The 22,280-nt window shown below is 28.8% G+C and carries 15 protein-coding genes; all 15 read left to right on the top strand.

What is annotated here, in order from left to right; all coding sequences use genetic code 11:
• Positions 1-808: 808 nt before the first annotated feature.
• Positions 809-1,033: a carbon storage regulator gene (locus KQI36_RS05170; RefSeq protein ID WP_010293605.1), complete on the top strand. Its 225-nt coding sequence runs from the start codon at positions 809-811 to the stop codon at positions 1,031-1,033.
• A 684-nt stretch (positions 1,034-1,717) separates the two neighbouring features.
• Complete coding sequence (locus KQI36_RS05165) at positions 1,718-2,074, top strand: four helix bundle protein (RefSeq protein WP_216449910.1); 357 nt, start codon at positions 1,718-1,720, stop codon at positions 2,072-2,074.
• 157 nt (positions 2,075-2,231) lie between these two features.
• Positions 2,232-3,587, top strand: coding sequence for a flagellin N-terminal helical domain-containing protein (locus tag KQI36_RS05160; protein WP_216449909.1), 1,356 nt, complete (start codon positions 2,232-2,234; stop codon positions 3,585-3,587).
• A gap of 926 nt (positions 3,588-4,513) precedes the next feature.
• The gene (locus KQI36_RS05155; RefSeq protein ID WP_216449908.1) at positions 4,514-5,479 is read left to right on the top strand and encodes a Gfo/Idh/MocA family protein; all 966 of its coding nucleotides are present in this window, start codon (positions 4,514-4,516) and stop codon (positions 5,477-5,479) included.
• Positions 5,480-5,498: 19 nt separating this feature from the next.
• On the top strand, positions 5,499-6,050 hold the full coding sequence (locus KQI36_RS05150; RefSeq protein ID WP_216449907.1) for an acyltransferase: 552 nt from the start codon (positions 5,499-5,501) through the stop codon (positions 6,048-6,050).
• A 978-nt stretch (positions 6,051-7,028) separates the two neighbouring features.
• A complete protein-coding gene (locus KQI36_RS05145; protein ID WP_216449906.1) occupies positions 7,029-9,062 on the top strand; it encodes a methyl-accepting chemotaxis protein in 2,034 nt (677 codons plus the stop codon).
• A gap of 1,159 nt (positions 9,063-10,221) precedes the next feature.
• On the top strand, positions 10,222-10,401 hold the full coding sequence (locus tag KQI36_RS05140) for a YjfB family protein (protein ID WP_010293599.1): 180 nt from the start codon (positions 10,222-10,224) through the stop codon (positions 10,399-10,401).
• Between the two features lie 233 nt (positions 10,402-10,634).
• Positions 10,635-12,677, top strand: a complete 2,043-nt coding sequence (locus KQI36_RS05135; protein WP_216449905.1) for a methyl-accepting chemotaxis protein — start codon at positions 10,635-10,637, stop codon at positions 12,675-12,677.
• Positions 12,678-14,189: 1,512 nt separating this feature from the next.
• Positions 14,190-14,597, top strand: coding sequence for a C-GCAxxG-C-C family (seleno)protein (locus KQI36_RS05130; RefSeq protein WP_010293594.1), 408 nt, complete (start codon positions 14,190-14,192; stop codon positions 14,595-14,597).
• Between the two features lie 353 nt (positions 14,598-14,950).
• Complete coding sequence (locus tag KQI36_RS05125; protein ID WP_010293593.1) at positions 14,951-15,826, top strand: DNA-3-methyladenine glycosylase family protein; 876 nt, start codon at positions 14,951-14,953, stop codon at positions 15,824-15,826.
• Positions 15,827-15,899: 73 nt separating this feature from the next.
• Positions 15,900-16,634, top strand: a complete 735-nt coding sequence (locus KQI36_RS05120; RefSeq protein ID WP_216449904.1) for a TVP38/TMEM64 family protein — start codon at positions 15,900-15,902, stop codon at positions 16,632-16,634.
• Positions 16,635-16,821: 187 nt separating this feature from the next.
• Positions 16,822-17,094 carry a co-chaperone GroES gene (locus tag KQI36_RS05115; protein ID WP_010293590.1) on the top strand — a complete coding sequence of 91 codons (273 nt, stop codon included), beginning with the start codon at positions 16,822-16,824 and terminating at the stop codon, positions 17,092-17,094.
• 53 nt (positions 17,095-17,147) lie between these two features.
• Positions 17,148-18,773, top strand: a complete 1,626-nt coding sequence (gene groL, locus KQI36_RS05110) for a chaperonin GroEL (protein WP_010293589.1) — start codon at positions 17,148-17,150, stop codon at positions 18,771-18,773.
• Between the two features lie 472 nt (positions 18,774-19,245).
• Positions 19,246-20,901, top strand: a complete 1,656-nt coding sequence (locus KQI36_RS05105) for a GspE/PulE family protein (protein ID WP_216449903.1) — start codon at positions 19,246-19,248, stop codon at positions 20,899-20,901.
• A 102-nt stretch (positions 20,902-21,003) separates the two neighbouring features.
• Positions 21,004-22,203: a type II secretion system F family protein gene (locus tag KQI36_RS05100; protein WP_216449902.1), complete on the top strand. Its 1,200-nt coding sequence runs from the start codon at positions 21,004-21,006 to the stop codon at positions 22,201-22,203.
• Positions 22,204-22,280: the final 77 nt, after the last annotated feature.

Genomic DNA, 22,280 nt, shown 5'->3' with positions numbered 1-22,280 from the left:
TTCTTCTGAAAACTTTCTTTTAAAAACAACTTTTGACATATTGTAGCCCTCCTAATTTCATTAATATAATTGTAAATATCTAAATTAACTTTGTCCAATCCAATTAGGGGGGCTATAGGCTGTTAACTATTCACTCTTAACTTTTAACTAGAAAAGTCCCTCTTGTAATGGAGGTAGAACTTGGAGAAATTGATTAGTTAGTTGAGGTAGAGAATTTTAAAAAATTAAGGATTAGGAATTATGAATTAAGAATTCAGGATGAAAGTGGCAACCACTTTCTTTTAATCTATAAATATAATTTGCCTTGCAAATTTATATAAAACTACGTTGAGAATTACTAGGAACAAAGAGAGTAGTAATAACCACAACTATTAACTATTCACTCTTAGCTCTTAACTGGTAAACTCTCTCTTGTGATGGAGGGAGAACTTTGGGGGATTGCGTACTTAGTTGAAGTAGAGAGTTTTAAAAAACCAACATAGTAAATCAAGTAATATATGGTAAATATTGTTGATTATTTTCTTTAGTTATTATATACTTTTAGTGGTACGTTTTAGCTAAAATAACCACTAAAAATTTTTTGCAAAATATTTTATAAAAAATAAAAAATAATATATAAAGTATGTTTTTTTCTCAACGATAAATGTAGTGAGACCAAGAACAAGTTAATGATTTTTAGTTATCACATGTTAGTTAAAATTAGCAGATACAGAAGCTAGCAATGATGTTATGTTTTCTGGCAGGATGCCAGAGGGATTTTAAAATTGCTCTTCTTATCAGTTAATTTCGTTTAGGGGGATTCATAAAAATGCTAGTGTTAGGTCGTAAACCTGGAGAATATATAGTTGTAAACTATAATGGTTTAGACGTAAAGGTGCAAGTTATTAAAAGCGAGGATGGTCACTTAAGACTTGCTATAGATGCACCGAAAGAGGTTAAAATTACAAGAGGTGAAGTTTGGGAAGAAAAACAATTTCAAATTTCAGAGAAAGATATTGAGAAGAATGGTATAAAGGAAAGAACAACTATATAGTAAATAATAATGGACATTTGAGAATTAATCATATATATAGCTGTTTGTTGCTTATATAGGGTTTTAAATTAAATCTTAAACTTATTGATTTATCAAATGAGAAAACTCAAATTAATACTTTTCAATAACTAACAGATTATTTAGTTAAAAGTTAATAGTTAATAGTGAACAGTTGTGGTTATTACTACTCACTTCGTTCCTAGTAATTCTCAATAATTTTTAACTAACTATATTTGTACTTATTTTTCTTAACTGATAACAAAAATTTGATGTAGAAGTTTAAGTTATAGATTGCATACCTATATAGGAAAGTAAGTTAAAATTTAATATGGTGAAAAGCGTTTAGGAAGAACGATTTTCTTTAAAAATTAGCAGGAAGCTAGGATTTGAAGAATATCGTTCTTTTTGCATAACTAGCAATAAATTGCTTTGCTAACGGAAGTATTCCGTAGAAAAGTTGAGAACTTTTAAAATTGACAGTTGACAATGGACAATTGACAATTGTGGTTGAAACTGGACTCCAGTTTCTTTCAATTAGAAAGCTTAAAACTTGAGATTAGAATGTGAAAGTAAGGAATTTTAAAATGTAATTAAAACTTTGAACATCATTACTTCAACTGAATAGTATCTTACTAACTAGTTAAGAATTAAAGATAATTATTAAGATATAGGAAGGTGGGTATGATGAAAAAAAATTTAGTTTATGAGAGGGCTTTTGAGTTTTCAATTAATATAGTTAATTGTTATAAATATTTAACTAGTGAAAAACGAGAATATATTCTTTCTAAACAAGTTCTTCGTTCTGGGACAAGTATAGGTGCAAACATTAAGGAAGGTATAGAAGGACAAAGTAAAAAAGATTTCTTATCAAAAATGAATATAGCGCTTAAAGAAGCTTCAGAAACAGAATACTGGCTTGAACTTCTTAAGGTTACAAATTATCTTGATGAAATGAAATTTGATTCAATAATTAATGATTGTAAAGAGTTGAACAAATTATTATGTTCTATTGTAAGAAGCACTAAGAATAGCTTAGATTAAATTGATAATAGAGAATTGATAATGTACAGTGATTGGAAGTTTTTCTTGGAAACAAGAAAAATAAAATAATTGTCCATTGTCCATTGTCCATTGTCAATTAAATAAAATATTAAAGGTGGAAAAGGATGTCCACTTTAAAATCAGGGAGGTACTTATTATGATAATTAATCACAATATGAACGCATTAAATGCTCACAGAAGCATGGTAGGAAACACAGGAGCAGCTGGTAAATCTATGGAGAAACTTTCTTCAGGATTAAGAATAAATAGAGCTGGAGATGACGCTGCAGGACTAGCTATATCTGAAAAAATGAGAGGACAAATTAGAGGATTAGACCAAGCTCAAAGAAACTCTCAAGACGGTATATCATTAATTCAAACAGCTGAGGGTGCATTAAACGAAACTCACAGCATTCTTCAAAGAATGAGAGAATTAGCAGTACAAGGTGGTAACGATACAAACAATACTTCAGACAGAGGACAAATCCAAAAAGAAATAGAACAATTAACATCAGAAATAAACAGAATATCTAATACAACAGAATTCAATACTAAAAAACTTTTAAACGGAGACACTGATGTAAAAGCTGAAATAAGTGATAGTTTAAAGGATGCAATAAAAGTAACTGGCAGTTCAGATAAAACAAAAGTTGGAACTGAACTAGATATAACAGATGTAAAAACAGCAACAGGAGCAACAGCAACAACAGCAGTAGCTACTGATGGACCAACAACTGCCGATATAACAATTAAAATCGGAGATAAAGAAATAAAATTAGCAAATGGTACTGCTGCAGCTGATATAGTGGATAAGGTTAATGAGGAATTAAAGAAAGCAGGAATAGATGCTGTAGCTTCAAGTAAGGGAAATAAATTAGTTATTACTTCAAATGAAGTTGGATCAAATTCAAAATTAAAAGTACAAGATGATGCTGCAGCTCCAGGAACATTTGTAGATGCAACAACTGTTAACGGAACTAATGCTAAAATAACAGTAGGTGGTAAAGAAATAGAAGGTAAAGGAAATACTGTTACAATAAGTGGAGTAGATGGAGCAGAAGGTTTACAAATAGAAGTATTAGAAGATAAGGCAGCGGCAGGTAAAGTTAATGTAACTTCAGTAGGAATGAATTTACAAATTGGAGCTAATGAAGGACAAAACATATCCCTTTCAATAGGAAATATGAGTGCAGAAGCTCTAGGAGTTAGTGGATTAGACCTTTCAGATGCAGATAAATCTGATAAAGCAGTTACAACTATTCAAAGTGCAATTGATAAAGTATCTTCTGAAAGATCAAAACTAGGTGCTGTTCAAAACAGATTAGAACATACAATCAACAACTTAGGAACATCTTCAGAAAACTTAACAGCAGCAGAATCAAGAATTAGAGACGTTGACATGGCTAAAGAAATGATGACATTCTCTAAAAACAATATATTACAACAAGCTGCTCAAGCTATGCTTGCACAAGCTAACCAACAACCACAAGGTGTTCTTCAATTATTAAGATAATTTGAGAGTATTATAGGAGACCGAAATATCGGTTTCCTTTTTTGTATAAAAAATTAAGGATTAAGAGGTTTAGGACGAAACTGGAGTTTAGTCAGTTAAGAGTTAAGAGTTAAAAGTTAAAAGTTCAGGATGAAACTGGGCTACCAGTTTCTTTGGAATTTAAAAGAGTAAAATCTGAGTTTGGGAGATAAAACAAATAAAAACTAAAATCTAATTTCACAGCCGTAACAAATGGGACAGGCACGAAGATTGTATTTCCATAAAATAAAACGTAGCTCTTATAATTTAGTTACCGTAAATAAAAAAAGTTAGCCAGTCCCCCTAAAGTAGTTAATAGTTAAGAGTTAAAAGTTCAGGATGAAACTGGATTACCAGTTTCTTTCAATTTAAGGGAGTCAAAACTTTATTACTCAATAAAAATGCTAGATAAAATAAATTACTAAGCAAAGAACCAGTACTTGAGCTGCAAAGCAGCGTACCTGTTAGGTACTGGTTCTTTGCTTATTTTGTTGTGGGAATAAAATAAAAAAATTAAGGATTAAGAATTATGAATTAAGAATTGATGACGAAACTGGATTAGTCCAGTTTCTTTGAATTAGAGGGAGTTAGTAATAAACCTTGAAATAATCCCCATAGCCCTAAATTAATTTGATGAGAAAGGTAACAAAGTTTTATTGTTTTCAATATATTAAATAGAGGAAAAAAATTAAGGAATGCTTGATTTTCATAAATGTTTATATAGTTAAAAACAAAGAATTTGCCAATGAACACTCATCATTAAAACTTGAAAATCAGTAAGTCCTTGCAACTAGTTAGATAGTGATATTTTTATATATTCATAACAAAGAATAAACTTTATTGTTAAAAACTTATGATGAAAGTTTTAGATGTGCATGAATTTATTTAGGGATATGGAGGCAATTAAGATGAGATTAGGGGTTATAGGTTTAGGCAATATGGGAAGTAATCATGTTAAGGTTTGTTGTAAGGTTAAGAACGCATCTTTAGTTGGATGTTGTGATATAGATATAGAAAAGGTTGATAGGGTATCAAAGGAATATAATCTCAAAGGATTTTACGATTATAAGGATATGTTAGAGGAAGTGGATGCAGTTATAGTAGCTACTCAAACTGTATATCATTATGATGTGGCAAAATTTTTTATAGAAAATGGTAAAGATGTTTTAATAGAAAAACCAATTACATTAAAGTATGAGGATGGAAAAGAACTAATAAGGTTAGCTAAGGAAAAAGGTGTAAAACTTGCAGTAGGTCATGTTGAAAGGTTTAATCCAGCAGTTGAAGCACTAGCTGGTATTTTTAAAGAAGAGGAAGCAATAGGTATTAGTGTAAAAAGAATGAGTCCAATGGACAATAGAGTTCAGGATATTGATGTTATTTTAGACTTAATGATACATGATATAGATGTTGTTTTATCGCTTATTGGGGATAAAAATATAAAAAGTATTGAGGCTATGGGCAGGATAATTAAAAAAGAGTCAATGTTAAATAATAGCTGTGATCATGCAACAGCTCTAATTAAATTTAATAATAATATTATTGTAGATATTACAGCAAGTAGGGTTAGTGAAAAAAAGGTAAGGACCTTATCTTTAAATAGTATTGATAGCTATTATGAGCTTGATTATATAGATAAAAGCTTGACTATATATAGGCAGTTGAAAAGCAATATAGATAATAATATAAGATGTGCTAATAGATACAGTAAAGAAGAAGTTTTTATAAATTTTGGAGAATCTTTATTAAAACAAAATCAAAATTTTGTTGATGCTATAGTTAGCAATGTGCCTTTAAAAGTTAAGGGTGAAGATGGTTTATTAGCTTTAGAAGTTGCAAATAAAATACGGAAAAAAATATATGAAAATTTATAATTATAGGGGGAGTGATGCGATGAGTTATTTCAAGCACAGTAGTGCAGAAGTAAGTGAAAATGCCAATATAAAAGATGGAACAAAGATTTGGAACAATTCTCAAGTTAGAGAGAACTGTTTTATAGGTGAGAATTGTATAATTGGTACCAATGTTTATATAGATTTTGATGCTATTATAGGCAATAATGTAAAAATACAAAATGGGGTTAATGTGTATCATGGTGTTGTTATAGAAGATGATGTATTTGTAGGACCTAGTGTTACATTTACAAATGATATGTATCCTAGGGCTTTTAACAATGATTGGGAAGTTGTAGGAACATTAATAAAAAAAGGAGCAGCTATAGGAGCAAATTCTACTGTTATATGTGGAATAACCATAGGCGAGTATGCCATGGTAGGCTCAGGTAGTGTTGTTACAGATGACATAAATCCTTATGAGCTAGTAGCAGGGAATCCAGCAAAAAAGATAGGATATGTTTGTAAGTGTGGAAATAGATTAGATGAAAATCATCATTGTGATAAATGTAATCTGACATATAAAGAAGATAATGGAGTATTAAGTATTTAGCTAAATATTTATAATAAAATGACTAGCTAAAATAAATTAATGAGCAAAGAACCAGTATTTGAGATACAAAGTGGCGTATAGGTTAGGTACTGGTTCTTTGCTTGTTTAGATGTTATATAATGGACAAATTTAATAGTTAAGAGTTAACAGTTAAAAGTTAATAATTCAGGTTGAAACTGGACTGCCAGTTTCTTTTGAATTTAAGGGAGTAAAATTTGAGTTTTAGAGATTAAACTAACTAAAGCTATATTTAGGGTTCACAGCCGTAACAAGAAGGACAGGCGTAACAAAGTATATTTTCCATAAGTTATTTTTACAGTGAAATCGAAAGATTATCAATAAAACCTAAACTAATTAAAGCCGGTCCTTAATATAGTTAAGAGTTAAAAGTTAACAGTTAAGAGTTTAGGATGAAAGTGGCAACCACTTTCTTTTAATCTAATTATATAATTTGCTTTACAAATTTATAAAATAAAAAAATACGTTGAGAATTACTATGAGCATAGCGAATATTAATAACAATAACTGTTAACTATTCACTCTTAACTTTTAACTAGAAAAGTCCCTCTTGTGATGGAGGTAGAACTTGGAGGAATTGATTAGTTAGTTGAGGTAGAGAGTTTTAAAAAATTAAGGATTAGGAATTATGAATTAAGAATTCAGGATGAAAGTGGCAACCACTTTCTTTTAATCTATAAATATAATTTGCCTTGCAAATTTATATAAAACTACGTTGAGAATTACTATGAACGAAGAGAATAGTAATAACCACAACTGTTAACTATCCACTTTTACTTTTAACTAGAAAAGTCTCTCTTGTGATGGAAGTATAACTTTGGGTGGTTGTTTACTTAGTTAAGAGTTAAAAGTTAAAAATTACAGTAGTTTTTAGTAAAAATTTAAAATAGTAATTGATAATCATTCTTAAATAGAGTAAAATATTACCTGGGAATAAAGAGAAAATAAGGAGAGGTTTAAATGAGTAAAAATATAATAAGAAGGAAGTTATCCAGTAGAAGCATAAAAATACAGATGACTAGTGAAATTATTTTAGCATTTTTAGCTGTTTTATTGGCAGTAATTATTATGGTGAATGTAGTTGCTGTAAGAATACTTGGAGAAAATACTAAAAATACAATGGTATCAATGACGACACAGGTTTCGCAAACCATTGGAAAGAATAATGAAAAAAATATTCAGTTAGTTAGTCTTTTAAGTAATATTTATTTTGTAAAGGATAAAAACATAGATGTAAATAAAAAAATTGAAATGTTAGAGTCTTATAAAAAGGATTCAAGTATAGTATTTTTTTCAATAACAGATAAAGATGGGAATGTTCACTCTAATGCTAGTGTTAATGGTGTGAATGTTAAAGATGAAAAGTTTTTTCAAAGTTCTATGCAGGGAGAGATTTATACAGAATCCACTAGATTTTTAGATGAAATAAATAAGTACGTCATTACATATAGTTGTCCAATCAAGGATAACAACGAAATAGTAGGTGTTTTAACTGTTGCTGAAGATGCAGAAATTATGTCAAAAGCACTTAGTGAAATAGAGTATGGTAACAGTGGCGGTATATATGTTATAGATCAATATGGATACACTGTTTTAAGTAATACATTTGAAGATATTGAGAAGAAAGAAAACATAATTAAACAGTCTGAAACAGATAGTATTGCTATACCTGTAGCAAAGGCACATAAAGATGGTATAGCTGGAAATAGTGGAGTAGAAGAATACAGTATAGAAAAACAAAATAAATATATAGCATATTCACCTATTAAAAGTTCCAATGGATGGGTAACTTGTATTTGGATTGAGAAATCTGAGGTATTAAAAAGTCTAGATAAGATACAAGAAATACTTATAATCATAGCTTTAGGAGCAATGATTTTAGCCACAGTTACAGGATTAAGTATATCAAGAAAATTTGGAAGATATTTAGAAAAAATTAAAAATGCTATAGGTACTATGGAAGAAGGAGATTTTACATTAACATTTACGAAAGAAGAACTAGAGAATAAGAATGAAATAGGAGATATTTATAGAGCTATTCATAAAAGTAAAGGCTCTATAGGCGAAGTTATAAAATCTGTTATGGAAAGTAGTAATGTAGTAACTGAGCAATCTAAAGTTTTAAATAATTCTTCAAATCACATGGTTTTAGGTTCTCAAAATATTGCTAATGCTATACAGGAAACTGCAAGAGGAAATGATGAGCAAAGCAATGGGCTTAATAATATAAATTTAGCTATGAAAAATTTTGAAGAAAAAATTATTTCTATGAATGATGAAGTTTCTAATATAAGCACTATGGCTGAAAACATAGGAGTTCAAGTGGAAGAAAGCAATAGTGATATGGAAGGCTTAATTAACTCTATTGAAAATTTTAATGATAATTTTAAACAGTTCAGTAATGTAATAGCAACTGTAAATAACAAAGTAAACTCAGTAAATGATATAACCACAGTTATAAATAATATATCAGAGCAAACTAATCTTTTAGCATTAAATGCGGCAATTGAAGCAGCTAGAGCAGGAGATGCAGGAAGAGGATTTGCAGTTGTTGCAGATGAGATAAGAAAGCTTGCTGAGCAAAGTAAAAACTCTGCAATTGAAATAACTAAAGTTATCGAAGAGGTTTTAGAAGAAAGTCAAAATATGCAATTTGGAACAAGAATTATGAATCAAGATGTTAATAGTCAAAGGGAAAGCATAAATAAAACTATAGAATCCTTTAAAAGTATTGGACAATTTATAAAGGACATAGTACCTAAAATGGAAGAGATGAAAAATTATTCTCAAGAAGTTAGTGATGAAAGTGAAATTATATCAAGAAATTTAGAGAGTTCCACAGCAATAGCAGAAGAAATATCTGCAACAACAGAGGAAGTATCAGCAACAACAGAAGAGTTAAATAGTTCTGCAGAGGAAGTAGCTAAGGCAGCAGAAGTTTTAGTTGATTTAACAGTAAATTTAAAAGAAAAGATAGAAGTATTTAAAATTTAATTGTATTAGTTGAGAATATATTAAATAGAAATTGACAATAGACAATGATGGAGGAAACTGGGGGTTAGATAGTTAAGAGTTAATAGTTAAAAGTTAAGGAGGAAACTGGACTGCCAGTTTCTTTTGAATTAGAGGGAGTAAAATTTGAGTTTGGGATATAAAACAAACTAAGGCTATATTTAGGGTTTACAGCCGTAATAAATTATAATTGACAATGGACAAAGGACAATTGACAATTTAGGTTGAAACTGAAGTATCAGTTTCTTTGAATTTAAGAGAGTAAAATTTGTATTTGGGAGATAAAAGAAACTAAAGCTATATTTAGGGTTTACAGCCGTAACAAATGGGACAGGCACGAAGAATGTATTTCCATAAGATAGAGAGCAGCTCTTTAAATTTAGTTACCATAAGTAAGAAAGTTAGCCAGTCCCTTAGTTAGTTAAGAGTTTAGGATGAAAGTGGTAACCACTTTCTTTTTAATCTATTAATATAATTTGCTTTGCAAATTTATATAAAAATACGTTGAGAATTACTATGAACAAAGTGAGCAGTAATAACCACAACTATTAATTATTAACTCTTAACTGAAAATATATAATATTTTTAAAGTGTGCAGCCGTAACAAGAAGGACAGGTTCGCTTAGTTTATAGCACCATAAGAAATTTTAGTACTCAATAAAAAAGGCTAGATAAAATAAATTACCGAGGAAAGAACCAGTACTTGAGCTGCAAAGCAGCGTATCTATCAGGTACTGGTTCTTTACTTGTTTTATTATGGGAATACAATAATTGTGGAATCTAGAGTTTAAACGAAGAAAATATCTATAAATGAACCTGTCCCTCTTGTGATGGCGTAAAATCTTAGATAATTGATTACTTAGAAGTTTTACTTTTGTAGATTTAAAGGTACGTTTAGCATTACTAGGAGCATAGCGAATAGTAATAACCACAACTGTTAATTATTCACTCTTAACTCTTAACTGACAAAATCCTATTTGTCATGGAGGAGGTAGAAAGCTTGGGAAAATTGAAAATTAAAAAAATTAAGTATTAAAAATTAAAGACTTAATTTTTTTACTTAAAAACCGATAATATCTTTATATATTAATTTGAAATATAAAATATTATTTTTAATTTATTTAAAGAAGGGGTGTAGATAGTGGATATAGGAAGATTATCAATGGGAATGAGCAATGTAGCATTATCAACAGCTGTTAGCTTAGCAGTTACTAAATTACAAATGAATTCAATGAATGAAATGGCAGTTAATATGCAGGATATGATGAGCAAAATGGCTGTAAATCCTAATGTAGGAACTAAAATTGATGTGGTTGGATAGTTATAACTTCTTTTATAAAATTGCATAATGTATTTTTATTTTGAGTTATGACGTGTATTTCAAAAGCTACATGCCATAACTTTAATAATTTATAGAGATAAAATTTGAGATTAACATTATAATAATTTTAAAATTTAAGTTGAAGTTTTATACTTATGTTATGTAATTTTATATTTAAGTTAGGCTAATTTGATTAAAAGCTTTAAAGGATATGGATAAATGGTGGTGTATTTATGAAAGGAAAAAAAAGAAGTTCTTTAAGAGGTAGAAGAAGTATTAAAACTCAAATGATAACCAAGATTGTTGGAGCATTTTTATGTGTATTAGTTGCAATATTAATATCGGTAACTATTTTAGCAAGTCGAATTTTAGTTGATAATTCTAAACAAACACTTAAAAATATTGTAAACCAAACATCTCATCTGGTTTATAAATATGCAGAAGATTGTTTAGAAATCACTGAAATTTTAAGTGATAATACTTCTATAAAAGATGCTAATATAAGCAACGAAAAGAAGTTAGATGTATTAAAGTATTCTGTTAAAAAATATGATTTATTATCAATTGGATTTACAGATAAAGATGGAAAGTTATATGCTACAAGTACATCAGAAATACTTGATTCATCAAAGGAAAAGTATTTTCAGGCATCAATTAAAGGTGAAAAGTATGTAAGCTCTACAGAGTTCTCAGAACTATTTAATAAGTACATAGTTACATATAGTGTACCAGTTAAAAGTGGCAATGAGATAATAGGGGTAGTGAGCATAATTCAAGATGCAGCTAAAATAACAGAATCACTTAAAGAAGCCCAATATGGAAAAAGTGGTGCTGTTTATGTTATCGATAGTACCGGTGCAACTATTCTAAGTAATGATTTTAATGATATAGAATCTAAGGAAAATATAATAGAGGAAGCAAAAAGTGATAAAGAAGTTGAAAACATTGCAAAATATCATAGAAAACTTTTAAATGGAGAATCTGGTGTCGGTGATTATACATATCATGGAAGGACAAAATATCTAGCATACCAACCAATAGAAGGCACAGAAGGTTGGGGAGTTTGTATGCTTATAGACAAGGATGAAGTTTTACAAAGTTTATCTAGGTTACAAAAGGTATTAATTATAACAATAATTATTGCTTTAATAATTGCTATAGGTGTTAGTATGAAAATTGCTATTAATTTTACAAAAGCATTAACCAAGATAAAAGATGCTGTAAAAACTATAGAAAATGGTGATTTTACTATGACCCTTACAGACAAAGATTTGAGTTATAATGATGAGATTGGAGATATTTATAGATCAATAAAAGAAAGTAAAATTTCTATGGCGGAATTAATAAAATCTGTTAAGGCTAATTCAAAGGTAATTAATGAACAAGCGTTAGTTCTTAAAGATACATCAAATAATCTTTTAGCTGGTTCATCTAATATAGTTTATGCAGTTCAAGAAGCAGCTAAGGGTAATGATGAGCAAAGTAGTCACTTGTCATTAATAAATGAATCTATGAATAATTTTTCAGGAAAAATTGTTGAAATGGATAATGCTATTGAAAATATAAGTGAAATGGCTATGTTAATAGGTGAAAATGCTGATGAGAGCAATAAGGATATGAAAGATTTAATTAAGTCTATAGAAAAGTTTAATGAAAACTTTAAAGGATTTACAGAAATTATTTACAGTATGAATACGAAAATAAAATCGGTAAATGAAATAACTACAGTAATAAATGCTATAGCTGGGCAAACCAATTTATTAGCACTAAATGCAGCAATAGAGGCTGCTAGAGCAGGTGAAGCAGGACAAGGATTTTCAGTTGTAGCAGATGAAATAAGAAAACTTGCAGAGAAAAGTAAAGAGTCAGTAGTAGAAATTACTAAAGTTATTGAAACTGTATTAGAAGAAAGTAATAAGATATATGTTAATACAGAAGAGATGCAAAAGGATATAGAAGGTGAAAGAGGCAATGTTGATAAGGCAATTAAGTCTTTTGAAACTATATCATTAAATATAAAAGAAACAATTCCTAAAATAGAGATGGTAAGTGAAAGTTCAGGAGATATAAATAAAGAAGGGGAAGTTATTGCAGACAGACTTGATAATGCTACAGCAATATCAGAAGAGATTTCAGCAACAACTGAAGAAATATCTGCATCAACAGAAGAATTTAATAGTTCAAGTGAAGAGGTTACTAATGCAGCGGAAAAACTATTAAATCTATCTATTGAGCTTAATAAGAAAATGGAGATATTTAAATTAGAAGAAAACTAAAGTTTAATTAGTTAAAAGTTAATGAAGAAACTGGATTACCAGTTTCTTTTGAATTAGAAGGAGTAAAATTTGAGTTTGAAAAGCTAACCTAACTAAAGGTAAAATCAAAAGGTACAGCCATAACAAATGGGACAGGCACGAATGGTTTAATTACATAAAATAGAGAGTAGCTCTTTGAATTTAGTTACCATACATAAAAAAGTTAGCCAGTCCCTTAAATAGTTAAGAAGTTTAAAGAAATTGACAATGGACAAAGGACAATTGACAATGGTGGAGGAAACTGGACTGCCAGTTTCTTTAGATTAGGGGAAGTAAAATTTGAGTTTGAGAGGTTAAACTAACTAAAGTTAAAATCAAAATATACAGCCGTAACAAGAAGGACAGGCGTACCGAAGTATAATTTCCTTAAGTTATTTTCACAGTGAAATCGAAAGATTATCAATAAAATCTAAAGTAACCAAAGCCGGTCCTTAATATAGTTAAGAGGTAACAGTTAATAGTTGAGGAAGAAACTGGATTACCAGTTTCATTGAATTAGAGGGAGTAAAATTTGAGTTTGAGAGAGCTTTAGATAGTTAATAGTTAAGAGTTAACAGTTAAGAATTCAGGATGAAAGTGGTAACCACTTTCTTTTTAATCTATTAATATAATTTGCTTTGCAAATTTATAAAAAAGTACGTTTAGCATTACTATGAACGAAGTGAGTAGTAATAACCACAACTATTAACTATTCACTCTTAACTCTTAACTGAAAAAGTCCCATTTGCGATGGAGCCAACACTAGTAGTAATTGCTTGTTTAGGTGTTTGGGACCGACTTCGAGCAGTATTGTAGATAAGCTAAAATTAATAGAAGCATCTATCCAAAAGTATAGTAAAGTAGCCAACTACGCGTCTGTCCCTCTTGTGATGGAGGTAGAACTTTGGGTGATTACTTACTTAGGAGTTTTACTTTTGTAGATTAAAAAAGTACGTTTAGTATTACTAGGAGCATAGCGAATAGTAATGACCATAACTGTTAACTATTCACTTTTAACTCTTAACTAAAGATTCCCATAACTCTTAACTGAAAAAGTCCCATAACTATTCACTTAATGTTCATAATTTATGATAATATAATATGTATACGCAAAATCGTAGTGTTTTCTTGTAATTAAGTATAGGGTTCCAAGTTGACTCTTAAATTTATTTATTTCAAAACTTGGATACCTAAAATAGTGAGACATGCTCTGAATCATTTAGAATTTAACACTACATTTTATATAAAAATATTTTAAAGTTATTGGATAAATTTAAATTGGAGCTTGTTTCCCTATAACTTTCCATAATATATTAATCATATTAAATTAAATAATAGATAAATAAATTTTTATTATTTGTTAATATGGTCTATTATTTTTTTCATAGGTCTTATTTAAAGATTTTACATAGGTTATAATAATGAATATATAAATGCAAAACTTTTATAGAAATTGCAAAAATAATTTAGTTTTGTGGTGAAGGAGTGTTTTTTATGTTAGTAGATACAGTTAAAAAATATTATGACAAAGAATATGATTTAAATTGTGCAGAAACAATTATATATGCAGCAAATGAGGAATATGGTTTAAATCTTTCACATCAAACTCTTAAAACTATGGCTGCTTTTGGTGGTGGAATGGCTGTAGAAAGCACTTGTGGAGTAATTACAGGTTCTATAGCAGTACTTGGAATTATGTTTACAAAGGAAAAAGCACATGAAAGCGATAGGATTAAGCTGTTAACTCAAGAGTTTATAGATACTTTTGTAAGTGAATTAAAAACAGAAAGTTGTGCAAGACTAAAAAATAGATATAGAGATGATGAAAAAAGATGTGCAGACATTGTGTTTAAAGGCGCAGAAATATTAGATAAAATAGTTAATCAAAATAAAGAAGAGTAAAAATTACATATTACAGGGTATATAATACCTAATATTAACTTATACATAAAAATTTTGATATCAATTAAGAATGTTCATATCTTAATTGATATCAAAATTTAAAATATTATCAACTTTTTTAGATGTTTTTCAAATTTGATTTATGAATTGAATTTTATAATAAATAATTTCAATTTTATATGTTAGAGATTTTTATATTAAATTTCAATTAGTTTAAAGATTTTAATACAAGAATGATATTTTTATGGAAAGTTGCTTAATTACAAGAGAACATTAAAAAATAAAAGATTAAAGTTCAATGAATAAAGTAATACTTTCAGGTGCATACCTATATTTGTGGAAGAGGTGATTTTGTGGATTTTAAAGAAGTTTTAGAATTTGATAATAAAATTGTATTAAAGGATGTTGAAAACTTTGAACTTAAGGATATATTTGATTGTGGTCAGTGCTTTAGGTGGAATAAAACAAAAGATAATACTTATATAGGAGTTGCTTATAATAAGGTTATTGAAATAGAAAAAGAAGGCAATAATGTTATTATACATAACTCTAATCTAAAGGATTTTAATGAAATTTGGTGTGAGTATTTTGATTTAAAAAGAAATTATTCAAAAATAAAAGAAGAACTTAAAAAAGATCCAATATTGGATACAGCTGTTGCTTTTGGAGAAGGTATAAGAATATTAAAGCAAGAGCCTTTTGAAATATTAATTTCATTTATAGTATCAGCCAATAATAGAATACCAATGATTAAAAGAGCTATAAATAACATAAGCAAAAAATATGGAAATGAATTAGAGTATAAAGGCGAAAAGTATTATTCTTTTCCATCAGTAGATAGACTTATAGAAGCTTCACAAGAAGAAATAGAAGAAATGGGTGTTGGTTTTAGAGCTAAATACATAGTGGATTCTGTAGATAAAGTTTATAATAATGTTTACAATTTAGAAGAAATAAAATCAATGGATGATGATGAATGTCATGAAGGGTTAAAACAGTTTAATGGTGTTGGGCCTAAGGTTGCAGATTGCATAATGCTATTCTCTATGCAAAAATACTCATCATTTCCTGTAGATGTATGGGTTAAAAGAGCAATGCAACATTTTTATGTTGCACCAGATGTATCATTGCCGAAAATAAGAATGTTTGCAAGAGATAAATTTGGAAATTTAGCTGGTTTTGCTCAACAATATTTGTTTTTCTATGCAAGAGAAAATAAAATAATATAGAAATTTTAAAAGTCAAATTGGAACCTTATATAAATGAAAATTCAAAATTAGAAACCTATACTAAAGATTGGTGGTGGAGATTATTAGCAGAAAAATTGAAAACTTTTTAAAAAAATATGGTGTTCACTTATTTTTTGCTGTGTTTACCATTATAACAATAATTGTTGGATATGAATATTTTTCCAAATATGCCTCTGCATTTAAAGATCCGGATAATATAAAAAATGTTATATTGTCATACGGTGCATATAGCTTTTTAATTTTTATAGCTTTACAAGTTATACAAGTTGTATTCTTTTTCATACCAGGAGAAGTAGTTCAAATTGTAGGTGGATATATTTATGGACCAATTAAAGGTTCTTTATTATCTGTAGTAGGAATAGCATTAGGTAGTGCAATAGGATATTTAATAGCGAGATATCTAATGAGAGAACAAGTACAAAAGATGATAGAAAAAAGGGATTTAAAATTGTTTAAAAAAATATTAACTAGGGGAAGTAATAAACTAGTAATATTTTTTGTATATCTTATACCAGGAATTCCTAAAGATATTTTGGTATACTTATGTGGTGTTTCAGATATAGATTTTTTAGAGTTCTTGATATATTCTACATTAGGTAGACTTCCATGGATTATAGTATCTGCATTATTTGGAAATGGAATTGGTGAGAGAAATTACGTTACATTGACTATTATAGCTATAGTTTCTTTAGTTTTTTTTATTTTTGGAGTGTTAAAAGGAAAAGATCTTCTTAATAAATTTCATAAAATAAAAAATAAAAAAAGTTCAAAATTTCACAAAAAATAAAATAATAAGGTAAATATGAGAAAATGGAAGAAAATAAAAGTAAAATAAAGCTAATTGATGATAAATACGGCTTTTAATAAGGAAAGAAAGTTTGAAATTAAAGTGTTGTTTATTTATTATAATAATATGATTAGCACTCTGCAAAAGAGAGTGCTAATAAAATAAAAAATTTTAGGAGGTCATAGTTATGGCAATAAAACCACTTGGTGATAGAGTAGTAATTAAAAGAGTAGCAGCTGAAGAGGTAACTAAGAGCGGTATAGTTTTAACAGCAGCATCAAAGGAAAAGCCACAAGAGGCAGAGGTTGTTGCAGTAGGACCTGGCCTTGCTGATGCTAGAATGGAGCTTAATGTAGGAGATAGAGTACTATTTTCTAAATATGCTGGAAATGAAATAAAGCATGAAGGACAAGAATATATAATACTTAAACAAGAAGAAATACTAGCAATAATCGAATAGTAATATAGTGAATATAAAAAGTAGAAATAAATTAGTAATTGGAGGGTTTTAAAATGGCTAAGACAATTTTATTTAGTGAAGAAGCTAGAAGATCTATGCAAAGAGGTGTGGATATATTAGCAGATACAGTTAAAGTTACACTTGGACCAAAAGGAAGAAACGTTGTTTTAGATAAGAAATTTGGAGCACCACTTATAACAAACGATGGTGTTACTATAGCAAGAGAAATTGAACTTGAAGATGCTTTTGAAAATATGGGAGCACAACTTGTAAAAGAAGTTTCAACAAAAACAAATGATGTAGCAGGTGACGGTACAACAACAGCTACATTATTAGCTCAAGCAATTATAAGAGAAGGTTTAAAAAATGTAACTGCTGGAGCAAATCCAATGTTAATAAGAAATGGAATAAAAATGGCTGTAAATGTTGCAGTTGAAGAAATAAAAAAATATTCTAAGCCAATAAGCGGTAAAGAAGACATAGCTAGAGTTGCAGCTATATCTGCAGCAGATGAAGAAATCGGAAAATTAATATCTGATGCTATGGAAAGAGTAGGAAACGAAGGCGTTATAACTGTTGAAGAATCTAAATCAATGGGAACAGAGCTTGATGTAGTTGAAGGAATGCAATTTGATAGAGGATATTTAAGTGCTTACATGGTAACAGATACAGATAAAATGGAAGCTAACTTAGAAGATCCATACATTTTAATAACAGATAAAAAAATAACAAATTTACAAGAAATACTTCCAGTTTTAGAGCAAGTTGTTCAACAAGGAAAAAAATTATTAATCATTGCTGAAGATGTAGAAGGTGAAGCTTTAGCAACATTAGTAGTTAATAAATTAAGAGGAACATTTACTTGTGTAGCTGTAAAAGCTCCAGGATTTGGTGATAGAAGAAAAGAAATGCTTCAAGATATAGCTATACTTACTGGTGGAACAGTTATAAGTGAAGAACTTGGATATGAATTAAAAGATGCTTCAATAGAAATGTTAGGAAGAGCTGAAAGCGTTAAGATTTGTAAAGAAAATACAACAGTTGTTAATGGAAAAGGCTTTAAAGAAGATATAGCTAAGAGAGTAAATCAAATTAAAGCTCAAATAGAAGAAACAACTTCAGATTTTGATAAAGAAAAATTAAGTGAAAGACTTGCAAAACTTGCAGGTGGAGTTGCTGTAATTAAAGTTGGTGCTGCAACAGAAACAGAACTTAAAGAAAAGAAATTAAGAATAGAGGATGCTTTAGCTGCAACAAAAGCTGCAGTTGAAGAAGGAATTATAGTTGGTGGTGGAACAGCTTATGCTAATATAATACCAGTTATAGAAAATTTAACATCAGATATAGAAGATGTTCAAGTTGGTATAAATATAATAAGAAAATCATTAGAAGAACCAATAAAACAAATAGCTATAAATGCAGGTCAAGAAGGTGCTGTAATAGCTGAAAAAGTAAAAATGTCTGCACCAGAAATAGGATACGATGCATTAAGAGGCGAATTTGTAGATATGATAAAAGCTGGAATAGTTGATCCAACTAAAGTTGCAAGAAGTGCACTTCAAAATGCTGCATCAGTAGCTTCAACATTCTTAACAACAGAAGCTGCAGTTGTAGATTTACCAGAAAAAAATAGTCCAGCTCCAATGGCTCCAGATATGGGCATGGGCGGAATGTACTAATATAAATTTAAAATACAAAAATAGAAGTTGCTTTTTAGCAACTTCTATTTTTTTCAGTTACACATAATCAAATAAATAATAAGATGATATTCTCATCAATATTTGACTACTTATTTCTTTTTATATACCTTATTGAGGTTTATAAGAAAATATGATAATTTAATCTTAGAATCTAAATACAATTTAAAGTATTTTTTTCAAAAAACAGTAAAATTTATAATAGGTGTGTAATAGTATATAAGTAGAAAATGATTTTGAATTAAGGATTTGGAAGCTAAGATTCTTATTATTACTTGGTCACTTTTAATAAGAGGAGCTAATAGTGAACCCACTCCAAATTAAACATTAAATTTAGTTTAGCTAAAATGTTTAATTTATTAGAGTGGGTTATTTTTTATTAATGCAAATAATTATTTTATTAGGGTTTTTACCGAAAATAAAACATTGTATATAGATATAAGGACGTGTGATGATGGGTATTAAGAAAAGAAGGTTAGGAGATTTATTATTAGATGAAAATAAAATAACTAAAAATCAATTACAAGTTGCACTGAATAATCAAAAAACAGAGAAGAAAAAGTTAGGTGAAATATTAGTTGAAATTGGAGCAATATCTGAAGATGAGATATTTAATATTTTAGAAAAGCAATTAGGTATAGAAAGAGTTTACTTAGATTCTATTAATCTTGAAGAAAAGATAGTGTCTATAATTCCTGAAAATATAGCTAAAAAATATAATGTGATAGCTATAGATGCAGATGAAACAGAAATTATTGCAGCTACTTCAGACCCACTTAATATATTTGCAATAGAAGATATTAAAATAATAACAGGAAAAGAGGTACGACTTTTAAGCTCTCCTAAAAGTGAAGTTGAAAGAGCTATAAATAAGGTTTATAGCAATATAGTGGAATACAGTTCTAGTAGTAAAGGAGACGTTGATTTATTCAATAGTGAAATTATGGATTCGCCTATAGTTAAAACTGTTAATTGGATTATTGAAAATGCTATAAATGCTAAGGCATCAGATATTCATATAGAACCATTAGAAGGTAGGGTAAAAGTTAGATTTAGACTAGATGGGCAGTTAAAGGAAATAATGTCCTTAGAAAAAAAGGATTTAAATGCAATAGTTGCTAGAATTAAAATACTTTCATCTTTAGATATTGCAAAAAAGAGAGTGCCACAAGATGGTCGTATATTAACTAAAGTTAATGGTGTAGACATTGACCTTAGAGTGTCAACTCTTCCAACTGTAAATGGAGAGAAGATTGTTATAAGAGTTTTAGATAAAAGTGCTAATAATATATCAAGAAATAATTTAGGATTAGATAAAAGTGATGAAGAAAAATTAAAAAGAATAATTTCAAAACCACATGGAATAATTCTTTCAACAGGCCCTACAGGAAGTGGTAAATCAACCACTCTTTATTCTATATTGAAAGAGTTAAATGATGAAAGTAGAAACATAATTACAATAGAAGATCCAGTGGAATTTTCTATAGAAGGAATAAATCAAGTAAATGTTAATTACAAAACAGGTCTTACCTTTAGTTATGGGCTAAAATCCATATTAAGGCAGGACCCAGACGTTATTATGGTTGGAGAAATTAGAGATGCAGAGACGTCTAAAATTGCAATGAGAGCGGCTATAACAGGACATTTAGTTTTAAGTACATTGCACACTAACGATGCTCCATCAACAATAATAAGGCTTATAGACATGGGAATAGAACCATATTTAATAGCTACATCTATTGTAGGGGTTATATCTCAGAGGCTCATAAGAATAGTTTGTCCCCATTGTTCAGAAAGTTACGAAGCTACTAGTTATGAAAAAAAGTTACTAAATATAGATGTTAATGAAAAAGTTATTATTAAAAGAAAAATAGGGTGTAATAAATGTAATAAGACTGGATATAAGGGACGAGTTGGTGTTTTTGAAATTATGGAGATAGACCAAGAAATTAGAGAGTATATAACAAGTGAAAAAAGTATAGATGCTATAACAAAATTAGCAATAGAAAAGGGTATGACAACCATAAGAGATGCCTGCATATCTAAAGTGTTAGATAAGACAACCACAATAGAGGAGCTAATAAGAATAGCATATTTAGAAAACAACTAATTAGTAATATGAAGCTATTTATAGAATTGATAATAAGTAATTTACAATTGTTTTTTTAGATATAAGAAAAATTATATAAAGGACAGAAAGAGAGGTGAGAGTTTGTCAAAGTTTAGATATGTTGCAGTTAATGGATATGGTGTAGAGCTTAATGGCACCATAGATGCATCTAGTAAAGATGATGCTATGGAAAAACTTATTGAAAATAATATTTTTCCTAAAGAGATAAGTAAATATAGGCAAGGACTTGATATAAAAAAGCATTTTCATAAGGTTACTTTTAAGGATATAGTTGTTTTTTCAAGACAATTTGCTTTTATAATAAATTCTGGTTTTCCACTTTTAGATGGAATAACTGTAGTAAGGGAACAGATGAAAAATGAAAAACTAAAAGAAATATTGCATCAAGTATATAGAGGTGTTGAAAAGGGTGGTTCTTTAGGTGGAGAATTAGAAAAATATGATGAGTTTCCTGATTTATATGTAAACATGGTAAAATCCGCAGAAACCTCAGGAAATCTAGGCGAAATATTAGATAGGTTAGCAGAGTATTATAACACTCAATATAAAATAAAGAAAAAGATTGCATCTGCAATGACTTATCCAATGATAGTATTTGGAGCATCTCTTTTAATAGTGTCTTTTATAATAATTTTTATATTACCAAGGTTCATTGAAAATGTTATAGATGGTGGTGGCAAAATACCATTTATTACTTTAATTTTTATGAATATAAGTAACATAATAATAAATTATGGAATATTTATTATGGTCATAGGTGGATTTTTAATATATAAGTTTAAAGAAAAACTAAAAAACAATAGGGCTATGGCAATAAAATTAGATAGAAAAAAATTAGATAGACCTATATTTGGAAAATTAAATAGAATGGTTATTGCTGCTAAATTTTCAAGGACTTTAGGTACCCTTTTAGTATCAGGAATTGGGATAATAGAAGCTTTAGATTTATGTGGCAAAGTTGTTGGAAATAAATACATTGAAAATAGAATGGAAATAGTTAAAGAAAAAGTAGAAAAAGGGGAAGCAATAGGAAATAGTATAAGAAATATTGATGTATTACCGCCAATTCTTATTCAATCAATAGTGGTTGGAGAAAGGGGCGGAAATTTAGATGAGATATTGGCTAAAACAGCTGTTTTTTATGAAAATGATGTTGAGATATTAGCAACACAATTATCATCTGTAATAGAGCCATTAATAATAATTTTTTTAGGTGGGCTAATAGCTATTATTGCAATATCTATGTATTTGCCGCTGTTTAGTATGTATAACGCTGTGTAATAGAAAAATATAGGGAATGTAACTGTATTTTAAGTTGTCATTTGGCTAATTCAGGATAAAAAATTAATAATGTTATA

Origin of the sequence: Clostridium senegalense, assembly GCF_018916625.1 — a bacterium.
In the GTDB taxonomy this organism is placed as follows: domain Bacteria; phylum Bacillota; class Clostridia; order Clostridiales; family Clostridiaceae; genus Clostridium_J; species Clostridium_J senegalense.
The sequence above is the reverse complement of the archived record's forward strand: the minus strand, read 5'-3'. Positions and strand labels throughout refer to the sequence as shown.

What these genes read in the sequence shown, in the direction of transcription:
- KQI36_RS05170 (WP_010293605.1), top strand. Translation starts at nt 809, where the DNA reads ATGCTAGTGTTAGGTCGTAAACCTGGAGAATATATAGTTGTAAACTAT.
- KQI36_RS05165 (WP_216449910.1), top strand. Translation starts at nt 1,718, where the DNA reads ATGAAAAAAAATTTAGTTTATGAGAGGGCTTTTGAGTTTTCAATTAAT.
- KQI36_RS05160 (WP_216449909.1), top strand. Translation starts at nt 2,232, where the DNA reads ATGATAATTAATCACAATATGAACGCATTAAATGCTCACAGAAGCATG.
- KQI36_RS05155 (WP_216449908.1), top strand. Translation starts at nt 4,514, where the DNA reads ATGAGATTAGGGGTTATAGGTTTAGGCAATATGGGAAGTAATCATGTT.
- KQI36_RS05150 (WP_216449907.1), top strand. Translation starts at nt 5,499, where the DNA reads ATGAGTTATTTCAAGCACAGTAGTGCAGAAGTAAGTGAAAATGCCAAT.
- KQI36_RS05145 (WP_216449906.1), top strand. Translation starts at nt 7,029, where the DNA reads ATGAGTAAAAATATAATAAGAAGGAAGTTATCCAGTAGAAGCATAAAA.
- KQI36_RS05135 (WP_216449905.1), top strand. Translation starts at nt 10,635, where the DNA reads ATGAAAGGAAAAAAAAGAAGTTCTTTAAGAGGTAGAAGAAGTATTAAA.
- KQI36_RS05130 (WP_010293594.1), top strand. Translation starts at nt 14,190, where the DNA reads ATGTTAGTAGATACAGTTAAAAAATATTATGACAAAGAATATGATTTA.
- KQI36_RS05115 (WP_010293590.1), top strand. Translation starts at nt 16,822, where the DNA reads ATGGCAATAAAACCACTTGGTGATAGAGTAGTAATTAAAAGAGTAGCA.
- groL (WP_010293589.1), top strand. Translation starts at nt 17,148, where the DNA reads ATGGCTAAGACAATTTTATTTAGTGAAGAAGCTAGAAGATCTATGCAA.
- KQI36_RS05105 (WP_216449903.1), top strand. Translation starts at nt 19,246, where the DNA reads ATGGGTATTAAGAAAAGAAGGTTAGGAGATTTATTATTAGATGAAAAT.